The sequence below is a fragment of the Cytobacillus massiliigabonensis genome, assembly GCF_900199725.1.
Classification (GTDB): domain Bacteria; phylum Bacillota; class Bacilli; order Bacillales; family Cytobacillaceae; genus Cytobacillus; species Cytobacillus massiliigabonensis.
The window spans coordinates 928,921-947,271 of sequence record NZ_LT904904.1 but is presented as its reverse complement, the minus strand read 5'-3'; the positions used below and the strand labels follow the sequence as shown (position 1 = coordinate 947,271).

General features: G+C 38.6%; 20 protein-coding genes and 1 other annotated feature. Of the genes, 13 read left to right on the top strand and 7 right to left on the bottom strand.

From position 1 onward, the window contains the following. Positions 1–38: 38 nt before the first annotated feature. Complete coding sequence (locus C1726_RS15655; protein ID WP_102274022.1) at positions 39–596, bottom strand: DUF5366 family protein; 558 nt, start codon at positions 594–596, stop codon at positions 39–41. A gap of 123 nt (positions 597–719) precedes the next feature. Further along, on the bottom strand, positions 720–938 hold the full coding sequence (locus tag C1726_RS15650; protein ID WP_235822787.1) for a hypothetical protein: 219 nt from the start codon (positions 936–938) through the stop codon (positions 720–722). Positions 939–1,236: 298 nt separating this feature from the next. Between C1726_RS15650 and C1726_RS15645 the strand changes: the two genes are divergently transcribed. The 8 genes from C1726_RS15645 (at position 1,237) to mnhG (ending at position 8,299) form a co-directional block, all read left to right on the top strand. Next, on the top strand, positions 1,237–2,253 hold the full coding sequence (locus C1726_RS15645) for a DUF1646 family protein (RefSeq protein ID WP_102274020.1): 1,017 nt from the start codon (positions 1,237–1,239) through the stop codon (positions 2,251–2,253). Between the two features lie 313 nt (positions 2,254–2,566). Then, entirely contained in the window at positions 2,567–4,963 is a 2,397-nt protein-coding gene (locus C1726_RS15640; protein WP_102274019.1) for a Na+/H+ antiporter subunit A, read from the top strand. Then, positions 4,950–5,372 (top strand): Na(+)/H(+) antiporter subunit B, encoded by a 423-nt coding sequence (locus C1726_RS15635; protein WP_057767946.1) that lies wholly within the window; start codon positions 4,950–4,952, stop codon positions 5,370–5,372. The genes C1726_RS15640 and C1726_RS15635 overlap by 14 nt, the downstream gene beginning before the upstream one ends. Next, positions 5,372–5,713: a Na(+)/H(+) antiporter subunit C gene (locus tag C1726_RS15630; RefSeq protein WP_053477820.1), complete on the top strand. Its 342-nt coding sequence runs from the start codon at positions 5,372–5,374 to the stop codon at positions 5,711–5,713. The genes C1726_RS15635 and C1726_RS15630 overlap by 1 nt, the downstream gene beginning before the upstream one ends. After that, on the top strand, positions 5,706–7,190 hold the full coding sequence (locus C1726_RS15625; protein ID WP_102274018.1) for a Na+/H+ antiporter subunit D: 1,485 nt from the start codon (positions 5,706–5,708) through the stop codon (positions 7,188–7,190). Before C1726_RS15630 ends, C1726_RS15625 begins: the two co-directional genes overlap by 8 nt. 2 nt (positions 7,191–7,192) lie before the next feature. Continuing rightward, positions 7,193–7,669: a Na+/H+ antiporter subunit E gene (locus tag C1726_RS15620; RefSeq protein WP_102274017.1), complete on the top strand. Its 477-nt coding sequence runs from the start codon at positions 7,193–7,195 to the stop codon at positions 7,667–7,669. Next, entirely contained in the window at positions 7,669–7,953 is a 285-nt protein-coding gene (locus C1726_RS15615; protein WP_102274016.1) for a Na(+)/H(+) antiporter subunit F1, read from the top strand. The genes C1726_RS15620 and C1726_RS15615 overlap by 1 nt, the downstream gene beginning before the upstream one ends. Next, on the top strand, positions 7,937–8,299 hold the full coding sequence (gene mnhG, locus C1726_RS15610) for a monovalent cation/H(+) antiporter subunit G (RefSeq protein WP_102274015.1): 363 nt from the start codon (positions 7,937–7,939) through the stop codon (positions 8,297–8,299). The genes C1726_RS15615 and mnhG overlap by 17 nt, the downstream gene beginning before the upstream one ends. Before the next feature lie 45 nt (positions 8,300–8,344). Here mnhG and C1726_RS15605 read toward each other — a convergent pair whose 3' ends face one another. Beyond that, positions 8,345–8,728 carry a hotdog fold thioesterase gene (locus tag C1726_RS15605; RefSeq protein WP_102274014.1) on the bottom strand — a complete coding sequence of 128 codons (384 nt, stop codon included), beginning with the start codon at positions 8,726–8,728 and terminating at the stop codon, positions 8,345–8,347. Between the two features lie 164 nt (positions 8,729–8,892). Between C1726_RS15605 and C1726_RS15600 the strand changes: the two genes are divergently transcribed. Then, complete coding sequence (locus C1726_RS15600; RefSeq protein WP_102274013.1) at positions 8,893–9,288, top strand: hypothetical protein; 396 nt, start codon at positions 8,893–8,895, stop codon at positions 9,286–9,288. 157 nt (positions 9,289–9,445) lie between these two features. On the opposite strand, the gene C1726_RS15595 is transcribed toward C1726_RS15600, so the two are convergent. From C1726_RS15595 to ald, 3 genes are all read right to left on the bottom strand, one after another. Beyond that, the gene (locus C1726_RS15595; protein ID WP_102274012.1) at positions 9,446–9,676 is read right to left on the bottom strand and encodes a hypothetical protein; all 231 of its coding nucleotides are present in this window, start codon (positions 9,674–9,676) and stop codon (positions 9,446–9,448) included. 111 nt (positions 9,677–9,787) lie between these two features. Then, positions 9,788–11,185, bottom strand: coding sequence for a proline--tRNA ligase (proS, locus tag C1726_RS15590; RefSeq protein WP_322091018.1), 1,398 nt, complete (start codon positions 11,183–11,185; stop codon positions 9,788–9,790). A 311-nt stretch (positions 11,186–11,496) separates the two neighbouring features. Beyond that, positions 11,497–11,706: a binding site (T-box leader), on the bottom strand. A 97-nt stretch (positions 11,707–11,803) separates the two neighbouring features. Beyond that, on the bottom strand, positions 11,804–12,934 hold the full coding sequence (gene ald / locus C1726_RS15585; protein ID WP_102274010.1) for an alanine dehydrogenase: 1,131 nt from the start codon (positions 12,932–12,934) through the stop codon (positions 11,804–11,806). Between the two features lie 240 nt (positions 12,935–13,174). Between ald and C1726_RS15580 the strand changes: the two genes are divergently transcribed. From C1726_RS15580 to C1726_RS15565, 4 genes are all read left to right on the top strand, one after another. Further along, positions 13,175–13,948, top strand: a complete 774-nt coding sequence (locus tag C1726_RS15580) for a glucose 1-dehydrogenase (RefSeq protein ID WP_102274009.1) — start codon at positions 13,175–13,177, stop codon at positions 13,946–13,948. A 359-nt stretch (positions 13,949–14,307) separates the two neighbouring features. Beyond that, a complete protein-coding gene (locus tag C1726_RS15575) occupies positions 14,308–14,682 on the top strand; it encodes a hypothetical protein (protein WP_102274008.1) in 375 nt (124 codons plus the stop codon). A 1-nt stretch (position 14,683) separates the two neighbouring features. Continuing rightward, complete coding sequence (locus C1726_RS15570) at positions 14,684–15,703, top strand: alpha/beta fold hydrolase (protein WP_102274007.1); 1,020 nt, start codon at positions 14,684–14,686, stop codon at positions 15,701–15,703. A gap of 391 nt (positions 15,704–16,094) precedes the next feature. Further along, positions 16,095–16,616 carry a MerR family transcriptional regulator gene (locus C1726_RS15565; protein ID WP_102274006.1) on the top strand — a complete coding sequence of 174 codons (522 nt, stop codon included), beginning with the start codon at positions 16,095–16,097 and terminating at the stop codon, positions 16,614–16,616. Positions 16,617–16,699: 83 nt separating this feature from the next. Here the strand turns inward: C1726_RS15565 and C1726_RS15560 are convergent, their stop codons facing one another. Next, positions 16,700–18,013, bottom strand: a complete 1,314-nt coding sequence (locus C1726_RS15560) for a Na+/H+ antiporter family protein (RefSeq protein ID WP_102274005.1) — start codon at positions 18,011–18,013, stop codon at positions 16,700–16,702. Positions 18,014–18,351: the final 338 nt, after the last annotated feature.

Genomic DNA, 18,351 nt, shown 5'->3' with positions numbered 1-18,351 from the left:
TAGATGAGAGAGGAATCGGAGCACTCTCCAATTCCTCTTTAAATCGGTAAACTTGCTATTACGCTGTTATAGACCTTCAATGATAAATAGATGACACCAATAACTAAGGATGACCATGTCAGCACTTGAAAAAAGATCACACCAATCAATCCTAAAATGGAGAGGGAGGAACTTATTTTATATACAAAATAGCAAAAATAAACCCCTGTTGTTACAGCAAAAACCGCTATGATTCCTATAAGACTACTCATCATCAATAGAGAAATGAAGCTACCAATAAAGTAAATAATGGCTCCGCCCCGAATTTTCTTCAAACTCTCTCCTTCAGAATCCTTTGAAAAAAATAATAGAGAAACTTCATTTATCGTATCTGCCAGCAGTTTTAACGCAGCATATATACAAAAAAATAAGATCATTAATAGTGCTAAAAGAGCAAATTTGATTCCGCCATCTGAAAAAAATTCCCGCATCCCTTCATAAATCCCTGCTGACTTAAGAAAATCCAGCAGGACCATCTCAATATTTATTGAAAGGGACAGACTAAACAAAATGATGGAAAGCAGCGGAAAATAACTCATAAAATAGGTGTTTTTCATTTTTTATCCCCATTTAAAATATTCATATGTATTCAAGTTTTTATTATCACGGAAGCTTCAAATAAATACAATACAGAGAATGAATTCACCTGAAAAAGGGATGGGCGGTCCCATCCCTTTTTATTATGTTGATTGTATCCTAATGTATTCGCGCGGTCCAAATGCCTTCACCTTCTGTTTTTCTACCATTTCAACTTCAGGTGCACTTCTTATTGGAATGATCTCACCATCAAGGACTTCAGCTATTCCTTCTGCCTCTGGCAAGTAAAAATCACGCTTTCCATTCTGATCTAGTACCCAAGCACAAGAGAATAGGATTGAAAAAATAAATATGGAAATCATAATTTTCTTTCTTATTATCGCACACCCCCTAATGATAAGGGTGCATAAATTGCCAAAATATTATACATGCATTTTTATGTATTTTTGGAGTATTTCACCATATTTATACCTTTTTTTATTAAAAAACATTCTTTTTTAACTTGACAACTACTAGAATTTAAATTTTTTCCTGTAAATTTACGTGTTTCTACCTATTTATTAATAAGCAGTAGAGTTGATAGAAAAAACAAAATCATTGAAGATTTCTCGAATTTACATGATATAATATAAATAAAAATAGCAAAGGACCTGAGACATCATGATTTTAGGATTAACTATTATCTTGGCACTAGTTTTATTTTTGCCATTTACAGTTAAAGCTGTCGAACATAATTTAGAAGTTTTCTTATTCATAATGGGTATTGCAGCTGCAACGATTAGTCAAGTGCTTGACGGGGAGTTATTTATAAAAGCGCTTGAAGACCCTATACATATCACATTAGCTGTGCTTATTGCCGGCTTATTATTTAGATGGTGTCAAACGCCTATGGAAAAAGGGATACTCGGAATGAGCAAAGCCATTCCGTTCCGATTATTTTTAGCACTTGTCGTTATTATTCTTGGACTTATCTCCAGTGTAATTACAGCTATTATTGCTGCGATTGTTCTAGTCGTAATAGTTAGTGTGTTGCGCCTAGACCGCAAGTCTGAAATTCGCCTTGTAGTTTTAGCTTGTTTCTCCATTGGGCTTGGGGCTGCACTAACACCGATTGGCGAACCGCTTGCAACAATAACAATCAGTAAATTAAATGAAGACTTCTTCTATTTAATTAAATTAATTGGTTCAGATGTTATTCCAGCTGTTGCTATTTTCGGAATCCTTGCTGCAATCCTGGTTAACCCGAAAGAAAGTGACAACGGTCTGAATGCCGGTCTTCAAAAAGAAAGCTATAAAGAAATTATTATTCGTTCAGTAAAAATTTATTTATTTGTAATGGGCTTAACGTTACTTGGATCAGGCTTTGAACCATTTATTGAAAAATACTTGCTTGATTTAAGCCCATATGTACTTTATTGGATTAATATGATCTCTGCAGTATTGGATAATGCTACTCTTGCTGCTGCTGAAATCAGTCCATCCATGGATGCACCGACAATTAAAGCTATTTTGTTAGGACTAATTATTAGTGGTGGAATGCTAATCCCTGGAAATATCCCGAATATTATTGCTGCCGGAAAATTGAATATTACCAGCAAGGAATGGGCTCGTTTTGGCGTTCCAGTTGGTTTAATTACAATGGTAGTATATTTTATTGTCATTCTTATTTTCGGATAACCAGGGTTTGGATAACAGACGCAAATGAAAGGGTGACGAAAATCCTGACAAAGGATATGCCGTCACCCTTTTTATTTAAATAAATGATGGGATCTATTCTATGTTTTTAATCGACATCAAGCTTTAACTACCCCAAAATAGTAATTTTTAACACCAACTTTCTCCCACTACTATAATTATTATTTATAGCTGATTTTTTAGTAATTAACTTTAGGAACTAAAAACAATAATTTCAAACAATGTGTGATACTGCTGCCTTTTATGTAGAAGAATAATAGGAGTATTGTCGCAAACTTTATAAGGGGGTCATGATTTGTCTTTGCTGCATCTGGCAATTATTGCACCATTTTTACTTGCCATCTTCATTCCTATTTTGTACAAGCTCTTTAGGAAAGTACATACGGGCTGGTTCGTTCTTCCACTGCCCATCCTGCTATTCAGTTATTTTCTATCATTTATATCTATCACTTCCACCCATAAGACGATAACTGAATCCGTACCATGGATACCTGCTCTTGGCGTTGACTTTATCGCAAAAGTTGATGGATTAGGTCTGCTATTTGCCTTACTGATCACAGGTATCGGCTCTTTAGTTGTATTGTATTCAATTTATTACTTAGCAAAGGATAAAGAAAAGCTTAATACCTTCTATGTATACTTACTATTATTTATGGGTGCGATGCTTGGGGTTGTCTTATCAGATAACTTAATCGTATTGTATACATTCTGGGAATTCACAAGCTTCTCATCCTTCTTGTTAATCGGCTATTGGTATGATCGAGAAAAATCTAGATACGGTGCACAGAAATCCATGCTTATTACCGTATTGGGCGGCTTGTCTATGCTTGGAGGAATCATACTTCTCTATATCATGACGGGAACATTTAATATTTCCGAAATAATTGATCAAGCAGCCGTTATTTCGGCAAGCCCATTATTTATTCCGGCATTAATCTGTATATTACTAGGCGCATTTACAAAATCAGCTCAGTTTCCTTTTCACATCTGGCTGCCTGATGCAATGGAAGCACCTACACCTGTCAGTGCCTACCTGCACTCAGCAACAATGGTTAAAGCAGGTATTTATTTAGTCGCTCGAATGACACCTGTTTTTGCTTCTGAGGGTCTTTGGGTTTGGTTAATTGCGGGGTTTGGGATTGTCACATTGTTTTGGGGTTCCTTTAATGCAGTAAAACAGACAGACCTGAAAGCAATTCTTGCTTTTTCAACGATCAGTCAGCTCGGAATGATTATGTCCCTTCTCGGACTCGGTGCTGCAGCTCTTCATTTTGATGATGTAAAAAATAGTTTCTACGGTGCAGCAACAGCAGCTGCCGTCTTTCATCTATTTAACCATGCCACTTTTAAAGGCAGTCTATTTATGGTAGTCGGAATTGTTGACCATGAAACAGGAACAAGGGATATTCGAAAGCTTGGCGGCTTAATGAATTTTATGCCCATTACCTTCACGTTAGCCATTATCGGAACATTTTCTATGGCAGGGCTGCCTCCTTTCAATGGATTCCTAAGTAAAGAAATGTTCTTTACAGGAATGATCCGTGTCCTAGAGCTGAATATATTTAACTTTGAAACATGGGGGATGCTGTTCCCTGTTATCGCTTGGGTTGCTAGTGTATTTACCTTTATTTACAGTATGCTGCTAGTCTTTAAAACATTTACGGGAAAATATCAGCCAGAAAAATTAGAGAAGAAGCCACATGAGGCACCGATGGGTATGTTAATTTCGCCGATCATTCTTGCTTCACTTGTGATCATTATCGGGTTCTTCCCTAATATTCTTTCAAACAGCATCATCTCTCCGGCGTTAGAATCTATTTTGCCAAATAATACGATTGATGTTCATATTAGCTTCTGGCATGGTTTTAAACCTGAGTTATTCATGACAATCGGTGTCATTGCTTTAGGGATTTTGCTTTTCTTGACACTGCCAAAATGGAGAAGAGTATACGACTTTTTCCCAAAGAAGCTAACTTTTAATCGATTGTATGATAGTGGATTAGAGATGATCCAACACGCTTCAAATAAATTAACAAAAACGTATATGAATGGTTCGATCCGTTCTTATCTCGTTTATATCTTTGCATTTTTCATTTTTATCCTAGCGACAACAATCGCTGTAAAAAATGCATTTACATTTGATACGAGTAATATATCAGCCATAGGTTTTTATGAAGTATTGCTCGCTTTGGCTGTTGTGATCGGTTCCATCAGTATCTTATTTGTCAATTCAAGAATGACTGCAATTATTCTTTTAGGGGCAGTCGGTTATACAGTGTCACTGTTTTATGTACTGTTTCGAGCACCTGATTTGGCTCTCACACAGCTCGTTATTGAAACGATTTCGGTTGCTTTATTCCTTCTATGTTTCTATCACCTGCCAAAGAAAAGGAATGAAGAAAGAAATAGATTCAAGCTTACAAACGCCATTATCTCTATTGGTGTTGGAACGATTGTGACCGTAATTGCTTTATCCGCACACAGCAATAAAGTATTCGACTCCATCGCTGAATACTATGTTGAAAACACATATACAGAGGCTGCAGGCAAAAATATGGTTAACGTCATTCTTGTTGACTTCCGTGGCTTTGATACATTGTTTGAGATTACCGTATTGACAATTGCAGCTTTAGGGATTTTTGCAATGATTAAATTACGAATGGGAGGAAAAAAGAAAAATGAAAACAAATGACCTTATTTTACAAACAACAACAAAAGTTGTCTTGTTTATCATTATTCTTTTCTCTTTTCATATCTTTTTTGCTGGTCATTACACACCTGGGGGCGGCTTTGTTGGCGGCTTGCTCACATCAGGGGCAATCATCTTACTGATGTTGGCATTTGATATGAAGACAGTCAGTCAAATATTACCAGTTAATTATATCTATATGGCTGCAACAGGACTGCTTTTTGCAGGCGGAACGGCAGCAGGCGCTTTGTTTTTCAATGTTCCTCTCCTTACGCACGCCTTTGGCCATGTAGACTTACCAATATTGGGCGATACAGCGCTTCATACAGCAACAATATTTGATCTTGGCGTTTTCTTAGTAGTTGTCGGTGTAACAATGACCATTATTCAAACGATTGGAGAGGATGAATAATGGAAATAGTAATGGCCTTTGTTATCGGCATTTTATTCATGTCGGCCACCTATTTAATGCTTTCAAAAAGTTTGCTGAGGATCATTATTGGTACGGGCTTACTTAGCCATGGTGCACATTTGCTCATTTTGACAATGGGGGGATTAAAGAGAGGGACTGTTCCGCTTCTTGGTGAAGAGGCGAGCTCTTATACAGATCCGATTCCACAAGCATTAATTCTGACTGCCATTGTCATTAGCTTTGGTGTCACTGCCTTCTTCTTAGTGCTTGCTTACCGTGCATACAAAGAGCTTGGTACGGATAATACAGAAAGATTGAGAGGGAATGAAGGAAATGATTAACTTTTTGATTTTACCGCTGCTAATTCCATTTCTTACAGGAATCCTTTTAATCTTCTTTGCTAGGAATGTTGTCATACAGCGATGGATTACTGCCTTTTCGGCTTTCTTTAACGTTATTATTGCGTTTATGCTCGTACAAAAAGTAAGAAATGATGGAATTCAAACATTAGATGTTTCTAGCTGGCAAGCTCCCTTCGGAATTACACTTGTTTCGGATATGCTTTCAGCTTTACTTGTATTAACGACAACGATTATTGCTTTTACAAGTGTTATCTATTCTTTTCGATCGATCGGCATTGAAAGGGAGAAGTATTTTTATTACCCTGCATTGAACTTTCTGATTGTTGGGGTTATCGGGGCTTTTACAACAGGGGATATCTTTAACCTTTTTGTATTCTTCGAGGTTTTACTTATGGCCTCATATGTTTTACTTGTTCTAGGGGGAACAAAAATTCAGCTGCGTGAAACAATTAAGTATATATTGGTGAATGTGATTTCATCTGCTTTATTTGTTATTGCCGTTGCTTATTTATACTCAGTTGTTGGAACGTTAAATATGGCTCATATTTCGGTCCGCCTAAGTGAGCTCGGTCAATCGGGACTCATTACGGTCATAGCCGTTCTATTTTTAATCGTCTTTGGATTAAAAGGCGGCATATTCCCATTATACTTCTGGCTGCCTGGATCTTATTACGCTCCACCAGCCCCAGTCATGGCCATGTTTGGTGCATTGCTGACCAAAGTTGGGGTCTATGCGATCATGAGAACCTATACATTGTTTTTCATACATGATACTGGGTATACTCATCAGCTGTTAATGATCCTTACAATTATTACGATTATTGTTGGGGTAATTGGAGCCATTGCTTTCTCAGATATTAAAAAAATTATCATTTATAATATCATCGTTGCTGTCGGAGTCATTCTTTTCGGCGTTTCAGTTATGACGCCAGATTCCCTGGCTGGATCTGTATTTTATCTCATCCATGATATGATTATTAAGGCCGGCCTTTTCTTATTAATTGGCATCATTATCGCCATTACCGGAACAAGCGATTTAAGAAAGATTAGCGGATTGATTAAACGATATCCTGGACTCGGCTGGGCATTCTTCCTTGCCGCACTTGTTCTTGCCGGAATTCCTCCGTTTAGCGGGTTTGTTGGCAAGGTCTTGATTGTCAAAGGCGGATTCGAAAGTGAGCATTATTGGGGAGCTGGCATCGTCCTTGCCTCAAGTTTGCTCGTATTATTTTCTATCATGAAGATCTTTATTAATGGTTTTTGGGGAACTCCGCAGGATTATAAAGGGGAAGACAAGGTACCTGTAAGAAAGCTCTTAATTGCACCCGTTATTCTCGTGACAATTTCCGTATTGTATGGGGCTGGTTCTGAATTTATCTTCCCTTATATCTCACAGGCTGCAGAAACACTTGCTAATCCGGGTATTTATATTGATGCAGTCTTAAAGGAGTGGTAAATATGGCCTTTCAAATATTATTAAATGTGTTTCTTGGTTTTCTATGGATGTTTTTCACCTTGACATACGAGCCTGTTGCCTTTTTAAAAGGATATTTATTCGGAATGGTGATTCTCTTCACTTTCAGACGCTTTTTTGGATCCCGCTTCTATCTTGGAAGAGTCATTGCCATCATAAGTTTAGGACTTCTCTTCATTAAGGAGCTAATTCTTTCAAACATCAGCGTTTTAAAGCTCGTCCTGAAACCAAAACTTGATATAAAACCCGGCATCTTTGCATTGCCGACCGTTTTAGAAAAGGATTGGGAAATTACCATTCTTGCAAATCTAATTACATTAACTCCTGGGACGCTTGTCGTTGATGTTTCTGACGATAATAAAATTCTTTATATCCATACAATCGATATGGATGATGCACAGGAAGCCATTGATTCCATCAAAAATACTTTTGAGAAAGCAATTATGGAGGTGAGCCGATAATGATTCTACTAGCTGTAAAAATTGCTATTCTTTGCATGTCAATCGCCATTCTAGGATTAATTTACAGGCTCATTAAAGGACCCTCCATGCCTGATCGAATCATCGCACTGGATGCGATAGGAATAAATCTTGTTGCTATTGTTGCACTCGTGTCAATTTTCTTAGATACAAACGCTTTTCTTGAGGTTATCTTACTGCTTGGGATTCTCTCTTTTATTGGAACAGTAGCATTCTCCAAATACTTGGAAAAGGGGGTTGCTCTAGAACGTGATCGAGATCTTTAAAATTATCATAGTAGCGTTAATACTTATTGGAGCCTTCCTAAGCCTTGTTGCTGCATTCGGTGTACTTAGACTGCCAGACGTCTATACAAGAAACCATGCTGCTTCAAAAGCTGCAACCTTAGGAGTCTTAGCTGTCTTACTTGGCACATTTTTATACTTTTATATGGAAGAAGGCCAAGTGAATTCGCGAGTTATTCTTGGAATCGTATTTATCTTTGTCACCTCACCAGTTGCTGGGCATCTAATTAGCCGTGCCGCCTACAACTCAGGAGTGAAGCTTTGGGATAAAAGTGTACAGGATGATTTAAAGCTGAAAGAAATAGCTCCATCAAAGAAAAGACAGTAGCTTAAAATCGAAAACAGACAAAAGGGACTAATCAGTCCCTTTTGTCTATTTTCTTTTAATCACAGCCATTGTACATCTTGAAACACAAATTAGCTTTTCTTCTTCATCCACTATTTTTATATCCCATACCATTGTTGTTCTTCCTTGATGAAGGACGGTTGCAATGGCAGTAACCATCCCCTCCCGCTTTCCCCTTACATGATTGGCGTTAATCTCTAATCCTGCAACCGATTCCGTTTCCTTATCCACAAGCTCGAAAGCACCGATGCTTGCGACTGTTTCTGCTAAAGCAACTGAAGCTCCTCCATGCAATAAACCGAAGGGCTGCCTTGTCCGATCATCAACAGGCATCGTTGCCACAACTTTGCCTTTTTCAAGGGCAGTAATTTCTATGCCAAGTGCACTAATCAGTGTATTTTCTATATTCATGCTTCTCATTCCCCTTTCATTCTCTTTATTTACTACTATAACAGAATATTCTCATCACTTTAAAAGATAATGATTGTTAAAACACAGAAAAAGCCCAACTTGCATATATTGAATTCATAGGCAGGAAAATGATGTAAATTAATAATAGAAAGAGGAGGATAACCGTGGATCCTCAATATTTTTATCCTTGCAAACAAAGCTATCCACCCTTTCATCCTTATGGAAGCCCTTCTTATTTTTATTATCCTCAGCACACTTATAGACAATATCCAGACGTTGATCCAGGGATGTTTATGACCTCCGCAAAGGACATGGCAATTATTATGAAAGATGCTAGTCACTTGCTAGCAGAAATGGCTAAATCAAGGAAATACTCATTTGATTTAATGACTGCTGCACAGCAATCAAAAATGGATAAAGTCGAACAAATGATTAAATCAACAGGCATTAAGATTATTCCAAAAGTTACCTACACACCAGACGGGCTGAATCTGCATTTTGATTCAGGTAAGGATTATAATGACTGCTGTAAATTGGCACTGAAATTACGTTGGTCATAAGAAAAGCGTAAGCTCCTTGATCATCGCCGTACAAACTGGTGGGACTTTGACTTATCGGAGGAGGAGACCTAAAGTTTGATAGGACGCTTACGCTAGCCAATACTTTTTCAAGGAAAAAAAGCTCTCCCGCTTGAAGAGAGCTTTTTACTTTCCGCTATTAATAATATGGGTTTCCAAAACCACCATATCCATATGGAACGGGACCTGGGTAAGGGCCATAAATTGGGGGCGGTCCATAGTACGGCACTGGCCCGTAAAATGGACGAGGTCTAGCGATTGCTGCTCCAGCAAAACCGCCTATTAACCCTCCAAATAATCCTCCAACCAACGGACCAGCAAAAAAGAACCTTGTATCCCCTGGATGTGGGCCTCTTCTAATATTATACATCTGGGTAACCTCCTAATAATTATTCCTACACTACTTCATATGCGTTTTTTACCCGATTTGAGTGGGCTTTTATACATATTGAGCAGTTTCCCTTCAGAGGTTCCCTAGTTATTAATACGCTTTAGCCCAGTAAACTAATTTCTCCGCTTCTTTTCCACAGCATACACATTCTGTTGAAACAGCTTCTTGATTAAAAGGAATACATCTTGAGGTTGCACCAGTTTCCTCTTTTATCTGATCCTCACAGCTTCTATCCCCGCACCACATTGCTTTAACAAATCCTGTTTTTTGTGCGAAAGTTTCTTTTAATTCCATAAAATTTTGGGCAATATACGTTTTTTCTTCACGAAGTTCTTTTGCCTTTTCAAAAAGTTGTCTCTGAATATCATCGAGAACTTCTGTAATTTTTTCTTCCAAATGATCGGTTCCTACAAAGATTTTGTCTCCTGTATCCCTTCTCACTAACACAACTTGCTGTTTTTCAATATCCTTTGGACCTACTTCAAGCCGTAATGGTACGCCTTTCATTTCATATTCATTAAATTTCCAGCCTGGCTTTTTGTCGCTTGCATCAATATCGACACGTACAATTCGTGCTAATGTTTCTTTCAAATCATATGCGTAATCAAGAACCCCATCCTTATGTTGGGCAATAGGAACAATCATCAATTGAGTTGGAGCTGCCTTTGGAGGTATAACCAATCCTCTATCATCCCCATGAACCATAATCATTGCGCCAATGATACGTGTCGTAAAGCCCCATGATGTTTGCTGTACATGCTGTAAGCTTCCGTCTTTATCTGTAAATTGAATGCCAAAAGCCTTTGCAAATCCATCACCTAAATGGTGTGATGTGCCTGATTGCAAAGCTTTTCCATCATGCATCAAACTTTCTATTGTATACGTATATTTCGCACCGGCAAATTTTTCTTTATCGGTTTTTTGTCCCTTTACTACTGGAATAGCGAGGACATTTTCACAGACATCAGCATACACATCCAGCATTTTGACAGTTTCTTCATGTGCTTCTTCATCTGTCGCATGGCAGGTATGCCCTTCTTGCCATAAAAACTCGAGCGTACGTAAAAAAGGACGTGTCGTTTTCTCCCATCTCACCACGTTTGCCCACTGATTGTACAGTTTTGGCAAATCGCGATAGGAGTGAATAATGTTTTTATAGTGCTCACAGAATAATACCTCAGATGTTGGTCTCACACACCATCTTTCAGCTAATTCCTCCTCGCCGCCATGGGTTACCCATGCTACTTCTGGAGCAAACCCCTCGATATGATCCTTTTCCTTTTGAAGAAGGCTTTCAGGGATAAATAACGGCATATAAACATTTTCATGCCCGGTTTCTTTAATACGACCATCTAACTCATTTTTGATATTTTCCCATAAAGCATATCCATATGGGCGGATAATCATTGAACCGCGTACGCTTGAATAATCAATCAAATCTGCTTTTGTCACTACATCTGTGTACCACTGGGCAAAATCAGCATCCATTGCCGTAATATCTTTTACAAACTCTTTTCCCACTTAATCCACCTCAATTTTTATAAAATAAGTCTGTTTTCACAAATATAAAATGTTTAGTGCAGAGGTTGATTTCCGCTGCAGGCACCCGCTTTCCACGAGCGGTCGGGGAGCTCCTCGTCGCTATCGCTCCCTGAGGGGTCTCCCATGACTCGCATTCCACGCAGGAGTCTCGCGCCTTCCGCTCCAATCAACCAAACCCCGAAAAGTTTACTTGCACACAACACATTTAATAACAAACATTTGAGTAGATAGCCTAATATAAAAAAGCCTTGCAATTAAATAGGGACCAATCGCTTGGCGGTACCACCCTAATTTAAAGCAAAGCTTTACACTCATACATGATAACGGGATGTAAACCCGCTGTAATCTTTAAATGATACAGAACTCAGAGACAGGTTCAAATGGCTGCTTATAGGATCCTTTCAGCAATCGGCTCCCTCTCTAAAATAAACAGTTCTCATTTTACTATTCCTCATCAATGTTTGACTATTTTTTTGAAATTATATAAATATTAAATACAAATGTCAATCTATTCCTTATAAATAATAAAACCCCCTATGACATTTTGCCAAAGGGGACCTTAAATTATTTTGCTGCCGCGGCATTTTCGAATGCCAAGTCAACAGTCACATAATCATATCCAAGATCTCTTGCAACAGCTTCATATGTGATGCTGCCGTTCACAACATTCACACCAAGTTTTAATGCTGGGTTTTCGTCAATTGCTTTCTTTACCCCTTTATTGGCAATTTGCAGCGCATAAGGAATAGTCACATTTGTCAGTGCAATCGTAGATGTTCTTGGAACCGCTCCAGGCATATTGGCAACTGCATAATGAACAACACCATGTTTTTCATAGGTTGGGTTGTCATGCGTTGTAATATGATCCACCGTTTCAAAAATTCCGCCTTGGTCAACAGCCACATCAATTACAACTGAGCCCGGAGACATCGTTTTAACCATTTCTTCTGTAACGAGCTTCGGTGCCTTTGCACCAGGAATAAGAACAGCACCGACTACAAGATCACTTTCTTTCACTGCTTCTGCGATATTAAATGGATTAGACATTAGTGTTTGAATGCTGTTTCCAAAAATATCATCCAGCTGGCGCAGACGTTCAGGACTTAAATCAATAATCGTCACAGAGGCACCAAGACCGATTGCCATTTTAGCCGCATTTATTCCAACAACACCGCCGCCAACAATTGTTACCTTGCCGCGTGAAACTCCAGGAACACCTGCTAGCAAAATTCCTTTGCCGCCATTTGTTTTTTGTAAAAATTGTGCGCCAATTTGAGTAGCCATACGGCCAGCCACTTCACTCATTGGAGTAAGCAATGGCAGTGTACGATTGACTTCTACTGTTTCATATGCAATAGCTGTAACTCCCTTTTCAACTAAAGCCTTTGCTAACTTTGGCTCTGCTGCTAGGTGTAAGTATGTGAACAATACTAAGCCTTCACGGAAATATGTATATTCTGATTCAAGAGGCTCCTTTACCTTCATAACCATTTCTGCAGCCCATGCCTCTTTTGCTGAAGAAACAATTTCTGCTCCAACTTCCTTATAGTCCTCATTTGTGAAACCGCTTCCAAGACCAGCATCTGTTTCTACTAAAACTTGGTGTCCTGCTTGAACTAATGTATACACGCTAGCAGGGGTTGCTGCTACACGGTTCTCATTATTCTTTATTTCTTTAGGTACTCCAATAATCATGCTATTTTCCCCTTTCTATACAACTCTTTTATTATCAAAACTACCCTAAGTATAATAATAAGATTTGGATTAATCAACACCATTCCTCTTTATTTTCAAAATCCACATAATTGTTAGACAAGCCTTTCAACATGTGATATTACAGGGCAAACGATTCATTTTTGACACCCTTCTTCTTATGCTTGTCTATACTATAACGAAGACAATTTCACGAAAACTGATGAAAAGGGGGGATATCATTTGGGTGTAATGGGTTTATTTCATTTACAGAATAAAACGGCCATTGTAACAGGCGGAGGAAAAGGGCTTGGGGAACAAATGGCCCATGCGCTAGCAGAGGCAGGAGCAAATGTAGTCGTCTGTTCTAGAAATCTCGAAGACTGTCAAAAGATTAGTGAACAGCTGGTGAAAAAAGGTGTAAAATCGTTAGCGTTAACATGCGATATTACAAACCAAGCGGATATTGAAGCTGTAATAGATCAAACGGTTCAGCACTTTGGAACGATTGATATTCTTATTAACAATAGCGGCACCTCATGGATTGCTCCTACACTAGAGATAACGGCTGACCAATGGGATAAAGTCATGAATGTGAATTTGAAAGGCATGTTCCTATTTTCCCAGGCAGCGGGCAAAATAATGGCTCAGCAAGGAAACGGAAAAATTATTAATATTTCTTCCATAACTGGAATCAAAGGAACGAATCCTGTTTTCTTGGATGCCATTGCCTATAGTACAAGTAAAGGCGCAGTCAATGCATTAACGAAAGATTTAGCAATAAAGCTAGCACAGCATAATATTCAAGTGAATGCCATTGCTCCAGGATTTTTTCCTAGTAAAAAAACAAAGGCATTTGATCAAACAAGCCATATTATCTTAAAAAGAATTCCTGCTGGCCGCTTTGGCACTGATCAGGATATTCAAGGAGCAGCGCTTTTCCTAGCCTCAAGTGCTTCTGACTATATAACTGGTCAAGTACTCGTCATTGATGGCGGGCTGATATCAGCAATATAGAAAGGCGGAAGCGTCCCGCTTAGCGGCGTATGGACTGGAAGGCTCTGACTAAGATAAAGGAAACACGAAGAACGATAGTGATTCGATGTTGACTTATCGCAGGGAAGAGACTGAAGTCCACTAGACGCTGGAAGCTGAAGCTAGACAATATAGAAAGGCGGAAGCGCCCCGCTTTGCGGCGTATGGACTGGAAGGCTCTGACTAAGATAAAGGAAACACGAAGAACGATAGTGATTCGATGTTGACTTATCGCAGGGAAGAGACTGAAGTCCACTAGACGCTGGGCGCTGAAGCTAGACAATATAGAAAGGCGGAAGCGCCCCTGCATAGCTATAGTTACAACGAAAGGAGCGTATATGATGACTACAAACCATACGCAAGAAATATTAGATGCCGTAAAAAAATTAGGCATGAAGGTAGAGTTAGGTCTAAACAATTCTATTCATGATGTACTTAATCAACCTTCCATTCTAAAAGCAGTGAACAATCAGTCACAGCTTGTAGCTGCTTCTATAAACAAGCTGCAGCAAACAGTCGAAACCTTATCGATCCCCTTTAATTTCCCAACAAAAAACGACGTTGCCAACACAACAAAATTATTTATCCAAACTGAAGAAAAATTGGACTTATTAGAAGAGCAAGTCACACAGTTAAACCGGTCCTTTGAAGAATTTAAGACAACGATTGCGAATAGTCCTTCTTTTTCTTCCATCAATAGAATGGCAGGGAAATAAGATGAGCACTCCCAAGCTAAATAGATGGACGGGCTTTATCAAAACAATTTCCTCCTTAGAGCCTGAGGTGGGAATGACCCCGCGAACGGCTGTCTGGAAAAAGAACAAAGCAACCCTTTGGCATTATCCCTCAAAGAATAAAAAGTACAGCGTACCGCTATTTTTGATTTACTCACTAATTAATCAGCCGTTTATTCTCGATCTTGGTCCTAAATATAGCTTAATCGAAGCATTTACCTCCAGCGGATACGATGTGTATCTCCTTGATTTCGGAATTCCGGGATATGAAGATAAAGATCTGACAATGGATGATTACATTCTCCGCTATATAAAAAAAGGCGTTCAGCGAGCACTTTTGCATTCAAATGCAAAAGAAATTTCATTAATAGGCTTTTGTATGGGCGGTACGTTTGCAGCTATCTATGCCAGCATTGCTGAAGAACCGATTAAAAATCTAATTATTTCTGTTGCTCCGATTGATTTTAGTGTCACACCTATTCTCAGCGAAGGGGTAAAAATGCTGCAAAATGATGAAATTAATCTTGAGCCAATATTAGATGCATGGGGAATTATTCCGCCTTCATATGTAAGAAGGGGCATGCGGCTAACAACTGCACCTGTTGCTTACTCTCCTTATCTTTCCCTTATAAGTCATGCGGATGATGAAGAGCGCAACTTAAAATGGAGTCGATATCATTATTGGGCCAAAAGTCACATCCCTTTATCTGCAGCTGCATTAAAGCAGATGGCAGTTGATCTTGAGAAAGAAAATAAATTGATCAAAGGAAATCTGGTAATCGGGGACCGGCCAGCTAAACTGGAAAATATTACAGCGAATTTAATGGCAGTTGGCGCCAGTCATGATCGGCTAATTCCAATCGAACAAATCCAGCCGATTATTGACCATGTTTCAAGTATAGATAAATCCTTCCATATTCTCGAAGGGGGTCATGGGAGTCTTGCAAAGGATGGCAGAGCACCAAGCTATTTAGACAATTGGCTGGCTGACCGCTCCAATTAGATGATGTGGAAGGATGGGTATAATTTCCCCTGCTGATGATGACTTAAAATCAGCAGGGGAAAGCATTTTTTAAAAAGGAGGATGCGTATGTTTTATTTGTACAACCTTAAGATACCTTCCGCTGTGAACCAAGCTCTTCATGGGTATATGGGGTATGCACCAATTGTGTTTAAAGATTTTTTTAGCTTGGATTAAGAAATAGTCAGTCTGATTTATTCTATTTGCCATACTTTTTAGTATGGCTCTTCTTTTTGTATAGAGGACGGAAGAAAAAACTTGTAATAAATCCACTTTCTTTGCCGAAAAGGAACTTGTTTTGTCACACCGGAAGGAATCTGCTTTTGCCTCAGAGAATCCACTATTAAATAGAGAAGTTTAAGGAGGTTTCAGGATGAATACAAGTGCTGTCGCAAAGTTACTAGGGGTTTCATCAAGCACAATCCAACGATGGGTGAAGCAGCTGGAGCTCCAAATGGAACGGAATGAACTCGGGCATTATTCATTCACAGACGAGGATATTCAGCTGCTAAAACATGTTCAGGAACAGCTAAAAAAGGGTGTCATGCTTCAGGATGTAACGGTAGAAGGAAAAAAAACGCGTATCGGTGTAGTAAAGTCAGCTGGAAATGATCCATTCACCGAGAAGCTTCTAGAAAGAATAAACGAGTTCGAACAAAGACTAAATAAAAAAGCGGATGATGTTGTTTCCTACCAGCTTTTGCAGCATCGGCGAGAGATTGAGGAGCTTCAAGCTGAAGTAGAGTTGTTAAATAAAAAAATACAATGCCTTGAAGAAGGAATAAATAAGGAAAATCAACGTATCCCGTCCGATCAAGTATTCATTTTCGATAAGGAATTACCAAAGAAGAAAAGCAAAAGGAAAAATCTAATTACCTCTTTATTTGGCTTCTAAATTCCTCATCCATTGAAATTTTTAAAAAATGAAAAACCCAAAAAGAAAACAGCTCCCATTTTTCAGGAGCTGCATGTAAAAAATTATAGAATCATTGCGGCCAGCCATCCAAACAAGATTAACGGGATATTATAATGAAGAAATGTTGGCACACATGTATCCCAAATATGATTATGCTGGCCGTCTACATTTAATCCTGCTGTCGGACCTAATGTACTGTCAGATGCTGGAGAACCTGCATCTCCAAGTGCTGCAGCAGTTCCAACTAACGCAATAGTTGCCATTGGACTAAAGCCTAATTCAAGCGCGAGCGGAACAAAAATCGTTGCAATGATTGGGATCGTTGAAAAGGATGAACCGATTCCCATCGTTACCAGAAGACCGACAATTAGCATAAGAAGCGCAGCAAGTGACTTACTTCCGCCAATAATCAACGCAGACTGTTCAACAAGACTTTCAACATCTCCAGTTTCTTTTAGCACGTCAGCAAACCCAAACGCAGACAGCATAACGAAACCAATGAAAGCCATCATTTTCATCCCTTCAGTTAACAGCTGATCTGCTTCACGCCATTTCACTGCACCGCTAATATAAATAACAAGAATTCCAGTTAAAGCTCCAAAAATCATCGAATCGAGCTTAATTTGAACAAGAAGTGCAGCAACAATAGCTATGATAGAGAAAATAATCCCTGCTCTTGAATATTCAGCCTTTTCTATTTCCTCTATTTTACTTTGCTGATAGTTTCTTTCCTTTCGGTAAGATACAAAAATAGCAAATAACAATCCGGCTACAAGTCCAGCTGTTGGGATCAGCATAGCTTTAGGGATATCACTCATATCAACTGCCAATCCACTGCTTTTCATGTTGTCTGCTAGGATTTCGTGAAAAATCTGCCCAAAACCCGCTGGAAGCAAAATATATGGTGCCGTTAATCCAAAAGTCAGGACTGAAGCGATTAAGCGGCGGTCAATACGTAATTCATTCATTACCCTTAATAAAGGCGGAATGAGAATAGGGATAAAAGCAATATGAATCGGAATGACATTTTGGGAAAAACAAGCCATTATTAATATAGATAAGACAATCAGTGCTTTAGAAAGTTTCTTTCCTTTGGAATCTCCTTCTTTTCCAACCTTCTGAAGAATCCATTCTACTAGTAAATTCGGCAAACCTGTAGTTGAAATAGCAATGGCAAATCCGCCTAACAAGGCATAGCTTAACGCTACTTCAGCGCTTCCTCCTAGCCCATTTGAGAAGACCTCAATTGTTTGATTTATACTCAGACCGCCTGTTAAACCACCAACTAGCGCTCCTACAATTAATGATAAAACGACATTTACGCGTAAAAGGCTTAATACAAGCATAACAAAAACTGCTATGATGACTGCGTTCATGATGAAAACCCTCTCCCCTTACTTTACTTTGCTAAATTGGTAGAGAACTAAAATATGAATATAAAACTATCATATATTCTCTCTTTTTGTCAACTGTTTGTGCGAAAGTCGCTTATTCTTGCAAACTTTAAGCTTTTTTTGCAAATTATCATTTATTTTTGCAACTTCTAGCCTTTTTTTGCAAATTATCATTTATTTTTGCAACTTCTAGCTTTTTTTGCAAATTATCATTTATTTTTGCAACTTCTAGCTTTTTTTTTGCAAATTATCATTTATTTTTGCAACTTCTAGCTTTTTTTGCAAATTATCATTTATTTTTGCAACTTCTAGCTTTTTTT